The organism is Vibrio caribbeanicus ATCC BAA-2122 (assembly GCF_000165125.1).
GTDB lineage: Bacteria > Pseudomonadota > Gammaproteobacteria > Enterobacterales > Vibrionaceae > Vibrio > Vibrio caribbeanicus.
Genome location: NZ_AEIU01000026.1, coordinates 12392 through 28490, shown reverse-complemented (window position 1 = coordinate 28490; position 16099 = coordinate 12392). Strand labels below are relative to the sequence as shown.

The window sequence follows — 16099 nt, the reverse complement described above, 5'->3', positions numbered from 1 at the left end:
TTTGGGGATATAACCAAGTGGTTTTATAAAATGCAAGATTCAGAGCGAGTTGTCTATGGTGCTATTTAGCTTAAACCTTAGGCCCACTTAACCTTTGCTGGTATAGGTTGCTCGAGTGCATAAATGTGTCGAATAAGTTGACCCTCGTGCATTGTCTCATGTTCGAGCAAATGCACAAGAAGCTCATCTCTCTCTTGGTTCCAATCTTCAACAGATTCAAAAGCAGAGGTAAATTGAAGTCGAGAAAGCTCAAGCTTCTCCATAATTTCGACCTTATCACTGCTATTTTGAAGAGAGCATTCAAAGCCAGCCCATGAACCCTTTAGAAGCGATCGTGCGTAGCTTTCCCGTGCACCTATGATGCACCACATATGCTCACCGATAGATTTATTCGCTGGGATAGGTAGCTTGCAGCCAAGAAAAGAGCCTTCTAGCTCTTGAACAAGCTCAAGCATAGAATCAAAGCGTTGGAAGATGTGTTTTAAAACAGTTTGTCTCACTGTATTCCCTTAATTGACAATGTTTAGCCTCGAGAATATACAGCTATTTTTCTTAAATTCAATGGGTTAGTGTATAGGTGTATCACTATCCGCAAAGAACTTTCCGAAGTAATGTTCAAGAATCTCAGGGGTTAATTTACCCTCAGACTCTAGCTGTTTTAGCTCCGCAGCTATGGCTTTTTGTTCTTCTAAAGAAGGGAGTGCAACCTCAGCTTGCTCTTCAACTTGTTCAGAAAGCTGCTCCAATTCGTGTTTAATATCACTCATTACTAGTACCACTCTTACAATAAAAAACGGACTAAAGTGTAACCACTAAAGCCCGTTTTGACTAGTTTTTCATTTAAAGTTTAAAGCTACCTACAAGGGTATCTAAGCGCGATGAAAGATCCTTCAATTCTAAGCTCGCCGCAGCTAACTCCTCTGCCGTGCCCGTAGTCGCTTCATTTATCGCATTGATCTCTTCGATGTTCTGGTTGATGGTGTGCACTACCGTTGACTGCTCTTCTGTCGCAGTTGCTACCTGAGTGTTACGATCAGAAATATCATGAATACGTTCTGAAATACTCACCAATACTTCAACAGCTTCGTCCGAAGATGAAACACCTTCGTGTGTCACTGTTTTACCTGCTTCCATTGCAGTGACGGCATCTTTCGCATCAGTTTGGAGTTGATTAATCATTTTTTGAATTTCTTCTGTCGAATCTGCTGTTCGGCTAGCAAGATTACGCACTTCATCAGCAACAACAGCAAAACCTCGTCCTTGCTCCCCTGCTCTAGCTGCTTCAATTGCAGCATTCAAAGCAAGCAAGTTTGTTTGTTCTGAAATATCACGAATAACGCCAAGAATAGAGCCAATCTCGTTGGTCGTTGAAGCCAGTTTTTCAACGACAATACCCGTGTTCTCTATATCTTTTGCTAGACGCCCGATGGCGTCTTTCGCCTTACCGACCACATCTTGCCCCATTTGAGTATTGTCCGATGCCTGACCCGCAGTTTCCGCTGCTGTCGCTGCGTTACTTGCAATTTCACTGATAGTCGCGCCCATTTGATTAATGGCGGCGACAACCTGGATAGTTTGATCACGCTGGATTTGGCTATTATCGTGCGTCGTATTGGCTTTGACACTCACACCATCCGCTGCCGTTTGAAGCGCACCACTGGTCGAAGCCACTTCTTTCATTGACTGATGAATTTTTTCAATAAAGCCATTGAATCCCTCTGATAACTGGCCAATTTCATCATTCCCCTCAATGGTAATTCGCTGAGAAAGATCGCCATCGCCTCTCCCCAAAGCAACGAATCTAGCAGCAATATTACGAATAGGACGAACAATGCTGTTAGCCAAGAAAAGCCCCATTAAAATAAATAGACCCGCAACAACGATTGTCGTAATCATCATTTGTTTAGCCACATTATTCAGATCCGAAAATACTTCTTCAACAGGCGCAACACCAATAACGAACCAATCCATCGTAGGAACATACTGACTAGCAACAAAGACTTTCTTCCCCTGGTAATCAGTCTCAATCAAATTAAAATTATTTTTATCTAAGAGTTTGTCGGATTCTCGTCCAAATAACGTGTTCATTGCCGCTTGAGATTTTGAGCGGTCACGATGGATTTGTACCACACCTGATGAATCGGCTAAGAAAACGAAGCCTGTATCTTCAATCTTAAAGCCATTCAGTAACTTGACCATATCATCCATTGATTTGGACAAGCCTGACATCGACATGCCATTAAGCACTTTGTAGTTGGTAAACATTTTTACTTCACCGCTTGCCTCTTGGAAGATACTCACCGAAGTCGGACTGCTATTCTGGCGAAAGGCAAAAAACCATCCATCTTGTTGTTGGTTAAGTTCTCGAAGGAAACCATTTTGGTTCCAATAGTAAGCAGTTTTCAGATTAACGACGGACGCATCGTTGAGATTGTATTGCGCTCTCATATTGTTCAGTTGAGCAATCAGTGTTTTTTCCACATCCGGTGAGATATCGGTCGTATTAATCGCGTCTTTGATGAATTCATTATTGGCAAGTTGCTCCGCCGCAAATAACATCTGACGCACTTCATCATCTATCTGACCACTAATTTGATTGAGTAATGAAGGGAGTTCAATACCTATAAGCCTATGTTCAAGAAGTTCACGAGCCTGCCGTTGGGCTAGAACCCCAACGATAACAGTTGATGCCAAAACAGCTACAGTGATCCCCGCAACCACTTTCTGTTTTATGCTAATAGAATTAAGTTTCATTTTTGCCTCTCGCAGCAATTATTATATTTTCTAAAGTCAAGCAATCGTGTCGGGTTAAGTAATGCGCCGACACTTCGAACAGACTGCTCTATAAGACTAGTATATCGACAGCTAAATGAATTCCTTTACTGACTATATGCTAAAAATATCGATATCTCTTATATGTTTAGATGCAAGTCGCTTTCCTGAAAAGTTAGATTTCATTACAATATCTTGTATATCAGGTTTTCAACCCCATATCTTAACGTGCTGAAATAAATGAATTTGTTCAAATAGAGTTTTGCCATGTTTCCAAGACGGCGAAATTAATAAACAAATAACAAAATGATCAAGGAACTTTTTAGACTTCAGGGCTACTAAGTCAAAAAACGAGGAGAAAAGTAATGAATGCAAATGCCCTACAACAGCTGCGCAGCTATTTAAACAGTCAAGTAATTGGCCAAACAGAGTTAGTCAATCAACTACTTGTCGCGCTGTTAGCCGATGGGCACATTCTGGTAGAGGGGCCTCCGGGATTAGCAAAAACTCGTGCTGTAAAATGTTTAGCTGATTGTATTGAAGGTGACTTTCATCGGGTTCAATTCACACCAGACTTACTTCCCGCCGATCTCACCGGGACTGATATATTTCGCCCAGAGACGGGGGAGTTTGTTTTTCAAACGGGACCTATCTTCAATTCATTAATTCTTGCCGACGAAATCAATCGAGCGCCTGCCAAAGTTCAAGCGGCAATGTTAGAAGCGATGGCAGAAAAACAAATTACGGCAGGCCGCAATACCTACTCACTCCCTGAGTTATTTCTGGTTATGGCTACTCAAAACCCGATTGAACAGGAAGGTACTTACCCGCTTCCAGAAGCACAGTTAGATCGATTCCTTATTCACCTAAACGTTGACTACCCTGATGCAAAAAGTGAGCTCGACATACTTCGCCTGAACCGAGGAGAAGCTCAAGGCAACACCGAGACGACTCCTCCAACTATAACTCAGTCAGAAATCTTTTCAGCCAGAAGGGCCGTGCTTGAAATTCACATGGCAGAACCTATCGAGCAATACATTATTCGCTTGATAATGGCGACCCGACATCCTTCACAGTACGATGGTACACTCGCTCAATGGCTAGAAATGGGAGTAAGTCCACGAGCAACGATTGCCCTCGATAGATGTGCGCGCGCGCATGCCTGGCTAAATGGCAGAGACTTTGTTTCTCCGGAGGACGTCCAAGCTATGGCATTTCCTGTGCTAAGACACCGACTGCTTTTGAGTTATCAAGCTCAAGCAGAAGGTATTACCCCTAATCAGGTAATAGAGAAGCTTTTATCATTGGTTGGCAGCGCATAGGGGCACCATCAATGTCAAATAATCTGCCTCCTTACAGTGATGGTGTAAACCTCACTTTAGATGAGCTTCTTTACTACAAACAACAATCAATTCGATGGCTACCACCAGCGAAAAGTTTATGGTCACAGATGCTAGGTCAGCATCAAAGTCGCAGACTTGGAAGAGGCATGGACTTTAGTGAAGTTCGTCAATACCAAGCTGGAGATGATATCAGAGCCATTGATTGGCGAGTGACGGCCCGAACTGGCAAACCTCATACCAAGCTGTTTAGCGAAGAGAAAGAGAAACCCATTATTCTTTTTCTTGATCTGTCATCCAGTATGCTATTTGGTTCGACACTCATGTTAAAATCTGTCCAAGTTGCCCACTTAGCAAGTCTCATTGCTTGGATAAGTGTGGCACAGCAAGATCGAGTGGGTGCCATCATTGATACTGGCGAAGAGCTAATCGATATCAAACCATCTGCTCGCCAAAAAGGTGCTCTTACGATTATCCAGTCCCTGGTCACCGTTCATCAACAGCTGCTAGCGAACAAAAAACAACCTACTCATGATTTAGCTGATGGCTTTATGTCTCTGAGTCGCTTGTGTCCCAAAGGTAGCGAAATTACTTTACTGAGTGATTTTTCACGTTTTTCTGCCGAAAATGAATCCATACTGAATAGGTTGAGTCAACACAATCGGCTGCACATGGTACAAATTATTGACCCACTTGAAAAAGGTCAAACTCAATATCGAGGCCTTGAAAAAGTAAAAGATAACAATGAGGTACATTGGCTAAACTTTTCTTCTCGCAAAACTAGAGAAGGAATCAGACACGCATTCGAACAACATCAGCAACAAATAAAGACCATCGCATCAAAAACGGGAATCCGTTTTTCATCCATTTCGTGTGATACCGCGATAACACAACAATTACATGGACTTTAATTATGAGCAAAGATACTTCAACACTCTTACCATTAAATCCCATGCACCTCCCAGAGCCGCCAAGTTGGTTCCCTCTTGCTTGGGGTTGGTGGACTTTAATCGCCAGCGTTATCGTCGGACTTCTCATCGTCTGGCTTCTGCTTTATCGAAAAAAAAGGCACTTAGCCGCAAAAAAAACTGCTCAAAGGTTAATGGCTAGCCATCAAAAACCCGCAGATGCTATCGAATTGGTTCGCCAAGCTGCATTATGTTATTTCCCTCGAGAAGAGATTGCTCAATTGACTGGCAAAGAATGGTATGAATTCCTAGATAGCCAACTTAACCAGCCTGTATTCATTGCTAACTACGAACTTTGGCAACAGGCTCTATACAGTAAACATCCCATTCAGGAAACACACACATTATTGCAAGACTGCAGCTTTTGGATAGATCAAGCTTTACCTCCAAAGAGAAAAAGGAGGTCAGCACGTGGCTAATATAAGCTTCGTTTGGTGGTGGGCATTTGCTCTGCTTCCTATACCTTTCCTTATCTACCTATTCGTTTCACCTGTTAAGGATAGATCCGCAATACACCTGCCCTATCTCCCCAAAGCAGGTGACAATACTGCGCCTCGAAATTATTTCACAAAAACGCTCTCAATATTATTGTGGTGCGCCTTAATCACTGCACTTGCAAGACCAGTGTGGTATGGCGAGCCCGTGACAACTCAACCTAAACATCGTGACCTAATGCTTGTTTTAGACTTGTCCTACTCAATGAGCCAAGAGGATATGCAAGACAGCAGTGGAAACTACATTGACCGACTGACGGCAGTCAAAAATGTCGTTAGCCAATTTGCTCAGCAAAGAAAGGGCGACAGATTAGGCTTGGTGCTATTTGCGGATCACGCTTACCTACAAACTCCATTAACGCTAGATAGAAACACAATTTCTGAACAAGTAAATTCACTTGTACTGCAATTGATTGGCCAGAAAACCGCTATTGGTGAAGGTATTGGACTTGCCACTAAAACCTTTATTGATAGCGATGCACCACAACGTGTCATGATATTGTTAAGTGACGGCAGTAATACATCAGGCGTACTAGATCCTATTGAAGCAGCCAATATTGCTAAAAAGTACAACGCCACTATCTACACCATTGGTGTCGGAGCGGGTGAAATGATGGTGAAAGATTTCTTTATGACTCGCAAGGTCAATACAGCCCAAGACCTCGATGAAAAAACCCTTATGAGCATTGCTAAGATTACTGGCGGTCAATATTTTAGAGCAAGAAATGCCCAAGAACTTGCCACGATTTATGACACTATAAATAGTTTAGAGCCCGTCGAAAATGCATCACAAACTTGGCGTCCACAGAAAGAGTGGTTTTCTGTTCCTCTCGCACTGTCTTTCCTCAGCCTAGTTTTACTGCTGTTTATTAGGAGAAATCATGTCTGAGTTTACCTTCACAGCACCATTATTTTTGTTCGCTTTAATACCTTGGCTAGTGCTTATGATTTGGCTTGCTCAACGCAGTGGGGCCCAAACATTAATTGCACCACATTTGGCTAAAGCTTTAGGGTTCAAATCTCGACAAGCGAGTAAATCCTCAATCTTTGTTTCATCCTTCGCCGGTATTATTGCCATTATTGCATTGGCTGGCCCGAGTTTAAGCTTGCAAGAGCGCCCCGTTTATACCAATACCAATGCCCGAGTACTTGTCATGGACATGTCAATGTCCATGTATGCTAATGATGTTAAGCCAAATCGATTAACTCAAGCTCGTTACAAAGCTTCAGATCTATTATCCGGTTGGTCAGAGGGATTAACAGGACTGGTCGCTTACGCAGGTGATGCTTATCGTATCAGCCCAATGACAAGTGATTCAAATACGATCAATAACCTAATACCCGACCTTAAACCTGAGCTGATGCCTTATCCCGGTTCAGACGCTGCGGCGGCAATCAAACTGTCAATCAATATGATGAAAGCCGCTGGCCTAAATAAAGGCGATATCGTTTTACTAGCAGATGATTTGGACGATAGGGAACGTGAAGCCATATCAACGCAACTCAAAGGAGAGCATTGGCGACTCGTGATATTGGGTATTGGCTCGAAAGCAGGAGCCCCTATCCCTCTGGAAGATGGATCCCTAATGACGAAAGATAACGGTCAACCTGTGGTTGCAAAGTCAAACTTCGACAATATGCGTGCTGTTACCAAAGAAGTGAACGGATATTTTGTTCCATTGCAGATCACCAATAGCGATGTTGATAGTATTAGCTTGTGGACACAACACATTGATTTAACTTCCTCAGTCAAAGGTGGACAATCCATTTCAGAGCGAATTAATCAGGGCTACTATCTGATACCACTGTTACTACTGCCCGCCTTGATGCTTTTTCGCCGTGGCTTTATTTTCGGTTTGGTGATGATGTCACTTCCTCTTACCTATACACAACCGGCGCAAGCCAGCCCTTGGCTTAACAAAGCTCAGCAAGCCAATGAACTTTTTCAAGAAAAAAACTATGCTGATGCAGCAAAAATGTTTGAAGACAAACAGTGGAGAGGTGTTGCTCAGTATCAAGCCAACAACTTCAAAGCCGCCATTGAATCATTACAGAACCCCAAGACACCAACTGAAATGTATAATTTAGCGAACGCTTATGCGCAAGACGGTCAACTCGAACAAGCCAAGGATCTGTACCAAAAGGTTCTAGAACAAAACCCAGAACAAGGCGATGCAAAGCACAATTTGTCTGTGGTTGAAAAAGCCATTGAGCAACAGCAACAGCAACAGCAACAGCAACAGCAACAGCAACAGCAACAGCAACAGCAACAGCAACAGCAACAGCAACAAATTGATTCTTCTGAAACTCCGAGTCAATCAAAAAATGACGATGAGAGTCACTCTTCTCAACAAAAGAGTGAGGAAAGCAAATCCAAACCAAGCGAGTCTAAAAAAGCGCAAGGTGAGCAATCAAACCAAGACCCGCAACAAATGGATAATGCTCAACAAAAAGAACCGTCCGATGAAGACAACCTCTCTCAAAACTCTGAGATAGAAAAGTCTCAAAAAGAAGAAACTGGTGAACGTGATACTGACACTGAAGTCGTTCCCCAGAATACACCAATGGACAATCAACAGGCGGTCGAACCTGAGCTGAGAAAGCTGCAACAGGTAGAGAGTGCTCGTGACCCAAGCCGCTTAATTCGTGCTCAAATGATACTTCAGGCTCAACAAAAGCAGCCGCCTAAAGATACAGGTAAGAAATGGTAATGAACAAATATAGACAAAGATGCTTTGCCAGGTTATGCATTTTATTTTTAACCATATTCAGTCCATTGGTTTTCGCAACCAGTGTCACCGCCATAGTTAGTAAAAATAAAGTAGCGAAAAATGAAATTTTCCAATTAAGAATCGTGGTAGATAAAAAAGTTGCATCAGATGCGATTGACTTCAGCCAGTTAGAAAAAGACTTTTATGTCAGTCGTCCGAGCTTTGGTAGTTCTGTCAACATTATTAATGGTAATCGAACTACCAGAAGTGAGTGGAACCTTACTCTCGCGGCACAAAGCCTCGGTGTCGTCTCTATCCCATCATTTACAATTGATGGTACCTCGTCAAAGCCTATCGAAATAAGTGTTACCGCAGACCAAAATGAGCCTCAAATGAGCGAGCTGGTTGAAGTTCACAATCAGCTAGGTAAAGAAACCCTCTACCCCAATCAAAGTACCACATTAAAAACACGTCTGATCATAAAAGCGGATCCGAGACGTTTACAAAACCCAAAAATCGCTGCACCTAGTGTTCAAGGTCTGTCTCTAGAAGCGATTGGTGAACCGAATCAATATCAAAGTGTGCTCGATGGAGTTGAAGTGACTGTGGTTGACCAAAACTACCGTATAACAGCTGATCAACCGGGAGACTATGTAATAACAGGTATCGGTTTTAAAGGTAGCTTGGTTTATTCCGATAAGAAGACTGGAGCAACCAAACTCATGTCGATCGATAGTCCCGCGAAAACATATCCAATTAAGGTCGCGAAAATTCCAGAAAGTTATAAAGGTAAATGGCTACCTGCGGCCTCATTGAAACTGTCACAACAATGGACTGATGCGTCAGGAAATAGTCTAAAACCCAACCAGACTTTTCCTATCAAAGTTGGTGACTCAATTACCCGAATTATTAACTTAGACATAGATGGTCTTGCTTCTGAACGCTTCCCTGACCTCGCGGTCTCCTATCCTGAGTCTATTAGAGTCTATCAAGAGAAGCCTAAATTTACTGAGCTTGAAAATGGTCATACTCGCATGACCATCAAACAAGTTTTGATTCCCAAGACTCCTGGTGAGATAGTACTGGACCCGATCTCAATCGGTTGGTGGAACAGTGAGAAAAATGAAGCAGAAAATACTGTTATAGCGGGACTGACATTAAATGTATCCGCTGCTGCGGCTATCAATGCTGAGCCTACTTCAGTCCCCCTTATACAAGCCACGCCTAGCGAAACAATTACCATAAAAGACCCAAGTTTCTGGCCATACCTCACCGCCCTATTTGTGACTTTATGGCTCATCACATTGTTCTTTTGGTACAGAGCAAAGCATACCTTGATTAAAGAGAAACAAGAACCAAGTGCCGAACTTAGTATTGAGAAAGATTTTCAGACTACCTTTGAAAATCAAGGCTCAATACAGGCACAATTTACTGTGAGCCAATGGCTACAAAACCACAATCAAATTGATCTGAAACTTCAACAACAAATCAGAGAAGAGCTACAACTGATGAATGAGAGCCAGTACTCCTCTGCAGACAAACCCTGGAAAAAAGACACACTAATCAAACTGCTTAAGAAAGCACAAAAAGCATCACAGAAAACCGACACTAACCCTTCACTTGCCGAGCTTTAAGGCAGATAAATCCAAAAGGCAGCATCACAAGCTGCCTTTTCCCATAAATCATAAAGCAAACCGTCAAACAACTTGGTAAAAGCCGACTATTCCGTTACGTTATTTTCCTTAGACCCAGCACTAAGACATTTCTCTGAATCCTGCATTTTGAAGTCACTTGAGTATAATTATCTAATCACCCTCTAACTGCGTCGTGAGCTTGAAAAAACTACTACTGCTTTTAACATTGGCACCTTTTGCTGTTTATTCTGCTGTCGACCTCGTCAAAGTTGATAAGTCTAAGCGTCGATTATATTTGATAGAAAATGAGAGAATCACTCACGAATTTCGCATAGCTCTCGGTAAACAGCCTAAGGGTCACAAATCAGAACAAGGTGACCAGAGGACACCAGAAGGACGATACTATCTTCAATTCATCCTAGAAGACTCTGAATTCTATCGTTCTATTCATATCAGCTACCCGAGCCTTGATGATAGGCTCGGGGCAATGATATTTAATCGAGACCCTGGAGGAAACATCAAGATACACGGATTAAGAAATGGTGAAAATCGACCTGCTCAGTTTGTGCAAAGTTTTGACTGGACCAACGGCTGTATCGCGTTAAGTAATCAAGACATGGATACGTTTCTATCCCTTGTTAAAGAAGGAACTCCGATTGATATCGAGTGGTGATCCTAGCGCTCTCTTGTCACCCACCAGCACATGAGTGAACCTATCGTCACCATTATAACGCCATGTACGAAAGAACTAGTGAGAGTTAACCCAAGAATAATTGATGAAATGATCGTCGATAGAACAGGTGTAAAATAAGACAATGTTGCCAACAAAACCATATTCCCACCAATAATGGCATAGTTCCAAAGCGCATACCCACTCCCCATAGCCACACCAGAAATCAACAACAAACCAAATGAGTCAAACGTCATCGGAGACATAACTTCATCGCTTAACGCATACTTAAGCCATAAGCTAATTGCTGTCATTATAAAAAATACAGTAATGGCGTTCTGGCCTTTGGCAATCCTTTTAGTCAGATTACAATATATTGCCCATAAGAATGCCCCAGTAAAAGCCATCAGATAAGTGATAGGGTTAGTTGCAACATTTGCAGCTATCTGAGTAATACTTAAACCTTGCTCACCACTGATAGACCAAGCAACACCCAAAAAAGCCACCAGAATACTTGGGTAGACCAAAATACTGGTTTTCTTCTTACTTGTTATCACTGCCAAAAGTACGGTTAGCGCTGGCCAGAGGTAGTTGATCACAAGCATTTCAACTGCTTGTTGGCGTGAATTCGCCATTGCCAAAGCGAGCGCAAGACAAATCTCATAAGCAACAAAAAGAGAGCCACCAATTGCTAAATAGCTCAGAGAATAGTGACGTATCTTGGGCACACCCAAAGCAAGTAATAAAAATATTGAAGCTACAGAGTACACGGAAGCAGAGCCAGAGATGGGACCAAGCATTTCTGTAACGGCCCTGACTAGCCCCATTACCCCACTCCAAAGCAAAATGGCACAGGCTCCCGCTAATGTAAATTTATATTGACTGTTGTTCATCTTCTTATGGTGAAGCCGAATATTTACCTCGGCTTATTAAAGGTGTTTTCTCAAGGTGCGTCATTTTAACTGACTCGTCACTAGATAACCAATACGAGTTTTGCGCAACTTAAAATATTTCCTCTAAAACAGTCCTTATCTTCACGTCTCAAGCGATGAAACCTTAATGCCTAAGTTATGGCAGGTATTGATTTATAGATCCGCTAAGTTCACCACACGATCCGCACTCTCAATTGTTTCAGGACGATGAGCAATCATTAATCTAGTTACAGGGAGGGTTTTAATATTTTCATTTATCCTATTTTCATTCTCAACATCTAGGTGACTGGTCGCTTCATCTAAAAAGAGTATTACAGGACGTCGATACAAGGCACGAGCAAGCAATAACCGCTGAGTTTGTCCACCAGAAAAATTAGACCCCATGTCTGATACTAAACTTTGATAATTCATTGGTAAATTAAGGATATCTTTGTGGATCCCTGCCAGATAGGCACAATGTGCTAACAACTGATGATCAGGCTCTGGATCGAAGAACGATATATTTTCCTCGATGGTTCCAGTCAGTAAAGTATCATCTTGCATCACAGAACCGATATAATCGCGATAACTGGACAGCCCAAGATCTCGGATATCTTCCCCGTCAACCAGTACTTTACCAGATGTGGGCTGCAGTAAACCCAACATTATTTTTAGTAAGGTTGATTTTCCACAACCAGAAGGACCAACCAGCGCGACTGACTCACCCGCCCTTACCTCTAAATTTATGTTTTTAAATACATATTCATCATCTGGCGAGTACTTAAAAGACAAGTCTACTAGCTTAATGTTACCGCGCATTTGTATCTGTTTTCGACCTTTCTCACGATGAGGTTCTTGCTCGTGGAGCGCAATATCAGCGATACGATCCAGATGTAATCGCAGCATTTTAAATTGCACAATTTGTTCAATCAAAACCGACATTCGAGTAGTTAGTTGCTCTTTGTAAGCAAGAAAGGCGAAAAGCATCCCTATCGTCAATTCCCCATCCATAACGGCAGTGGCGGCAAGGAAGATGATAAAAATATTTTCTAATCCGAACAAAAATTGATTAGCCGATTCAAAACCAATATTTAGTTTCCCTAACTTAATATCGGCATTGATAACTGCACTGTAGCGATTCTGCCAGTTACTCTGACGCATGGATTCTGCATTGAACAAACGAATAGTCTGAATACCACGGGCCGTTTCCAAAAATTGACTTTGCTCTTTTGCTTTCGCTTCAATCGACACTTCAGTTGCTTGCTGCAAGGTATTATACAAAGCTAATCGAATCAATAAGTACATAGCAATGATGCACAAGACGACACCAGTTAAGAATGGACTGTATGTCAACATCACACCTAAGATAGCTATGGACATGATACCATCCACAATAGTTTCAACTAGTCCAGTTGTCATGCGCTCTCTGACCTGGCCAAGTGACCCAAAGCGTGAAACCAAATCACCAATATGCCTTGTTTCAAAATAACTCATAGGTAAACGCAGCAAATGGCGCAAAAGGTTTGCTCCCATTTGTAAACTCAACTGACTTGATAACCTCAAGATCAACCAGCTTCTTATTGCTTTCGTAATGATGTTAAAAAACAATAACAGGCTAAAGCCACTCGCCAACACCACCAGTAAAGATGTATCGAAACTAATCAATACCTCATCGACGACCAACTGGATATAATAAGGGCTCAACAACATAAAGATTTGCAATAGAATCGAAAGCATGACAAGAGTAATTAACGCTTTTCCTAGCCCAGAAATTCTAGTCCATAGCTGACGAATACCCATTTTTTGTCGTGAATCTTTTTTCTCGAATTTCTTTGTCGGGATCAACTCAATGGCAATACCCGTATAGTGCTTACTGAAATCATCGAGCGTTAAAACTCTTGTACCCGTCGCCGGGTCATTGATGGTTAGCTTATTTTTCTTAACGCCGGTAAGAACCACAAAGTGATTGAGGTCCCAATGCAATACGCAGGGCAAAGTGAGCTTCCCGATATGCTCTAATGGACATTTAAGAGCGCGCGCAGCCAGTTGCATTTTATCTGCTGTCTGAATTAACTGCTGAACATTAATACCCTTTAAACCCGGAGTATGAAACTTGCGTGCAGCAGGCAAATCGAGTTTATGACCGTAATAAGTAGAAACCATAGCGAGACAAGCAACACCACATTCCGCAGCTTCTGTTTGTGAAATCATGGCCACTTTTTTATTACCAGAATACTCTAGAAGTTCTGTAATATGAGGCTCTGTTACGACTGAGTCCATATCAAATTTTTCCTAATAGTCCATAGACGGGTTCGAGGATCCAACCGAGGATACTGCGGCTTTCCAATAATATGTCAGCTTCCAGAAGCATACCGTTTTTAAGCGAAATGGTAGAGCCTTTAAAGTCAACGTACTCCTTATCAAGAGACACTCGTATGCGATAAACAGGCTCGCTAATTGATAAGGGAGATTCCCCTTGCTGGAGAAGTACAGTGTCAATATGTGAAACTGCACCGCTTAAGTAACCAAACCTCTGATATGGAAAAGCTTCCAATCTGAGCTTTACGAGATCCCCTTTCTTAACAAATCCAGCTGAGCGAGTCGGCAAGAACAGTTCAGCAACCAGTTCTGCGTTTTCAGGTATCAGACTCAACATCAAATCATTATCACGAACCGTTTCTCCAGTTACGACGTTAATTCCTGTCACCTTACCTTTTTCATTGGCAGTCAGTACGTGAATAGCATTCCCTTGTGCTTGGCTGAGCTGCTGTCGGATCAACGATTTTTGTTGTTCTAAATCCAAAACGTTCAATTGGTGTTGCTTGGGAAGAATAGTTAAATCAGACTGCAAAGTGTTGCGAACCTTTCGCAGTTCTAACTCATTGGCGATCACCCTTTCTTCCTGGGCTTTGATTTCTATTAATGCCTCTTTTTGAGACTGAAAATCCAGTGCGGAGAGATGCCCTTCCCTGTGAAGCTTTTGATGCTGTGCTTCTCGTTCAAGCTGAAGCTGATATTTTTCTTTGATCAGGAGTTTTTGACTATCAACGGCAGCGAGCTGACGCTCGATATCGGCAGCAAGCAAACGTTGTTTGCTAATTTGTTGAGCATACAGGCTATTTTGGTACTCAATTTCTTTATTGATGTACTGATATTGTTTTTCATACTCTCTAACAACCGTCTGATTGAGATCCAGTCCATTTTCCAGTTTGCTTTTTGAACTAATAGTGATCAAAGGATGACCTTTCTCAACCTCCTGACCCTCAGAGACATGAACCGTTTTAACAATACCCTCACGTTGCGAAAAAGACCTGATAACACCTTTATCTGGCAAGATGTAACCTTGAACTGTTTCTTTACGACTGTATTCTGCGTAATTTAAAAACAGTACGAGTAAGCTGACCGAAATAAATAGGATGGCTACAATAAGATAAATCGATAAAGGCTGCGCAAGTAACACATCGCCATGAAGTCGTTGTTTTTGGGCATCAATAACAGATTGACGATACAGCTGACTCAATAGTTCTCTCCACTGTTATACACACCCGAACTCACATTGCGTCCGGGGTTAAGTACAATAAATCTGCAGTTAGCGACCACCTGATACTAGATTGCGGGCAATAGCCTCACAGATCCCTAGCTTTTGGTAAACATCCATCCAATAAAACTCACCGCATGGATTTATTTCGAGGAATTTGTAGGAACCATCTGGCGTTAATATGATATCCGCCGCGCCGTAATTGAGATTCAACGCTTTGGCAAGCTCAACCACTTTGTCAGCTTCTTCTTTGGGCAAATCAAAGGGCTGCCATTTATCGACCGTGTACATACCTCTTTTACGCCAGTCGGTTTCCATACCTTTCATGATCTCAGGGTCAATCGAGGCACAGAAGACTTGGTTACCGACCACTGTTACTCGAAGCTCAACTTCTTTTTCAATATGCTCTTGAAACACCATTGGGCAGAGGTTCAACTCTTCTAATTTATCGAGATGTTCCTCTTTTATTTTATTGGTAAAGACCACCTGTTCAATATCTTCATTCCATATGGAAAAGGCCGTTTGCATTTTAGTGATAATCTTGCCTTTGTTATCGGTAAAAAACTGGCGAACCGCATCTGGTGAGTTACTGGTTAACGTATTCGGCAAATCTAAACCAACTTTGCGAGCCAGCATTAGTTGGTATTCTTTGTTTGATGCATGTTTTACATTCCAGTAATCATCCAGTTTGAAACACTGCAAACTATCTAAAAAGCCAAGAATAGTTCGCCTACTTTCTTCTGTAGAGGGCTGCTTAAACTGGAAATCCATATCGATAGGTAAACCTTTAGCAGGGTAAAAACGGCGATACCAAACCGCCATTATTTCGCTGCTATTAACAACTTCGCCCGTTTCCGTAATCAAAACACTATGATGACCACCGTTAAGTTGATGACTAGCAATTTGGACTTCTGTCGGAAAAAGATCAGTATTAAAGCGGATCGGAATAACATCCAAAGTGTGTAAATGGTCAGAAACCGTTTCGATACTCGAGTTGTCTTTCGAATGCGTAATAATAAGTACTTTGTTTTTTTTCATGCTTCTTCCAGTCTGTCTTTATT

14 protein-coding genes are annotated in these 16099 nt (G+C 42.1%); 7 read left to right on the top strand and 7 right to left on the bottom strand.

Translation table 11 applies throughout. From position 1 onward, the window contains the following. Positions 1 to 77: 77 nt before the first annotated feature. The 3 genes from RH40_RS03065 to RH40_RS03055 all read right to left on the bottom strand — a co-directional run bounded on the left by RH40_RS03065 (position 78) and on the right by RH40_RS03055 (position 2754). Entirely contained in the window at positions 78 to 500 is a 423-nt protein-coding gene (locus RH40_RS03065) for a DinB family protein (protein ID WP_009599849.1), read from the bottom strand. Between the two features lie 66 nt (positions 501 to 566). Continuing rightward, positions 567 to 767: a restriction endonuclease subunit S gene (locus tag RH40_RS03060; RefSeq protein WP_009599848.1), complete on the bottom strand. Its 201-nt coding sequence runs from the start codon at positions 765 to 767 to the stop codon at positions 567 to 569. A gap of 73 nt (positions 768 to 840) precedes the next feature. Further along, entirely contained in the window at positions 841 to 2754 is a 1914-nt protein-coding gene (locus RH40_RS03055; protein ID WP_009599847.1) for a methyl-accepting chemotaxis protein, read from the bottom strand. Between the two features lie 383 nt (positions 2755 to 3137). On the opposite strand from RH40_RS03055, the gene RH40_RS03050 reads away from it, so the two are divergent. From RH40_RS03050 to RH40_RS03020, 7 genes are all read left to right on the top strand, one after another. Then, positions 3138 to 4094 carry an AAA family ATPase gene (locus tag RH40_RS03050; RefSeq protein ID WP_009599846.1) on the top strand — a complete coding sequence of 319 codons (957 nt, stop codon included), beginning with the start codon at positions 3138 to 3140 and terminating at the stop codon, positions 4092 to 4094. 11 nt (positions 4095 to 4105) lie between these two features. Beyond that, positions 4106 to 5023, top strand: a complete 918-nt coding sequence (locus RH40_RS03045; protein ID WP_009599845.1) for a DUF58 domain-containing protein — start codon at positions 4106 to 4108, stop codon at positions 5021 to 5023. Between the two features lie 2 nt (positions 5024 to 5025). Continuing rightward, complete coding sequence (locus tag RH40_RS03040; RefSeq protein WP_009599844.1) at positions 5026 to 5499, top strand: DUF4381 domain-containing protein; 474 nt, start codon at positions 5026 to 5028, stop codon at positions 5497 to 5499. Then, positions 5492 to 6463: a vWA domain-containing protein gene (locus RH40_RS03035; protein WP_009599843.1), complete on the top strand. Its 972-nt coding sequence runs from the start codon at positions 5492 to 5494 to the stop codon at positions 6461 to 6463. Before RH40_RS03040 ends, RH40_RS03035 begins: the two co-directional genes overlap by 8 nt. Continuing rightward, positions 6456 to 8285: a VWA domain-containing protein gene (locus tag RH40_RS03030; RefSeq protein ID WP_009599842.1), complete on the top strand. Its 1830-nt coding sequence runs from the start codon at positions 6456 to 6458 to the stop codon at positions 8283 to 8285. Before RH40_RS03035 ends, RH40_RS03030 begins: the two co-directional genes overlap by 8 nt. Next, positions 8285 to 9919 carry a BatD family protein gene (locus RH40_RS03025; RefSeq protein ID WP_009599841.1) on the top strand — a complete coding sequence of 545 codons (1635 nt, stop codon included), beginning with the start codon at positions 8285 to 8287 and terminating at the stop codon, positions 9917 to 9919. Before RH40_RS03030 ends, RH40_RS03025 begins: the two co-directional genes overlap by 1 nt. A 199-nt stretch (positions 9920 to 10118) precedes the next feature. Next, entirely contained in the window at positions 10119 to 10592 is a 474-nt protein-coding gene (locus tag RH40_RS03020; protein ID WP_009599840.1) for a L,D-transpeptidase family protein, read from the top strand. Positions 10593 to 10594: 2 nt separating this feature from the next. Here the strand turns inward: RH40_RS03020 and yddG are convergent, their stop codons facing one another. From yddG to RH40_RS03000, 4 genes are all read right to left on the bottom strand, one after another. Then, positions 10595 to 11482: an aromatic amino acid DMT transporter YddG gene (gene yddG / locus RH40_RS03015; protein WP_039954096.1), complete on the bottom strand. Its 888-nt coding sequence runs from the start codon at positions 11480 to 11482 to the stop codon at positions 10595 to 10597. A gap of 192 nt (positions 11483 to 11674) precedes the next feature. Continuing rightward, complete coding sequence (locus tag RH40_RS03010; protein WP_009599838.1) at positions 11675 to 13780, bottom strand: peptidase domain-containing ABC transporter; 2106 nt, start codon at positions 13778 to 13780, stop codon at positions 11675 to 11677. A 1-nt stretch (position 13781) separates the two neighbouring features. Continuing rightward, positions 13782 to 15020: an HlyD family secretion protein gene (locus RH40_RS03005; RefSeq protein WP_009599837.1), complete on the bottom strand. Its 1239-nt coding sequence runs from the start codon at positions 15018 to 15020 to the stop codon at positions 13782 to 13784. Positions 15021 to 15089: 69 nt separating this feature from the next. Further along, positions 15090 to 16076: an MvdC/MvdD family ATP grasp protein gene (locus RH40_RS03000; protein ID WP_009599836.1), complete on the bottom strand. Its 987-nt coding sequence runs from the start codon at positions 16074 to 16076 to the stop codon at positions 15090 to 15092. Positions 16077 to 16099 lie beyond the last annotated feature (23 nt).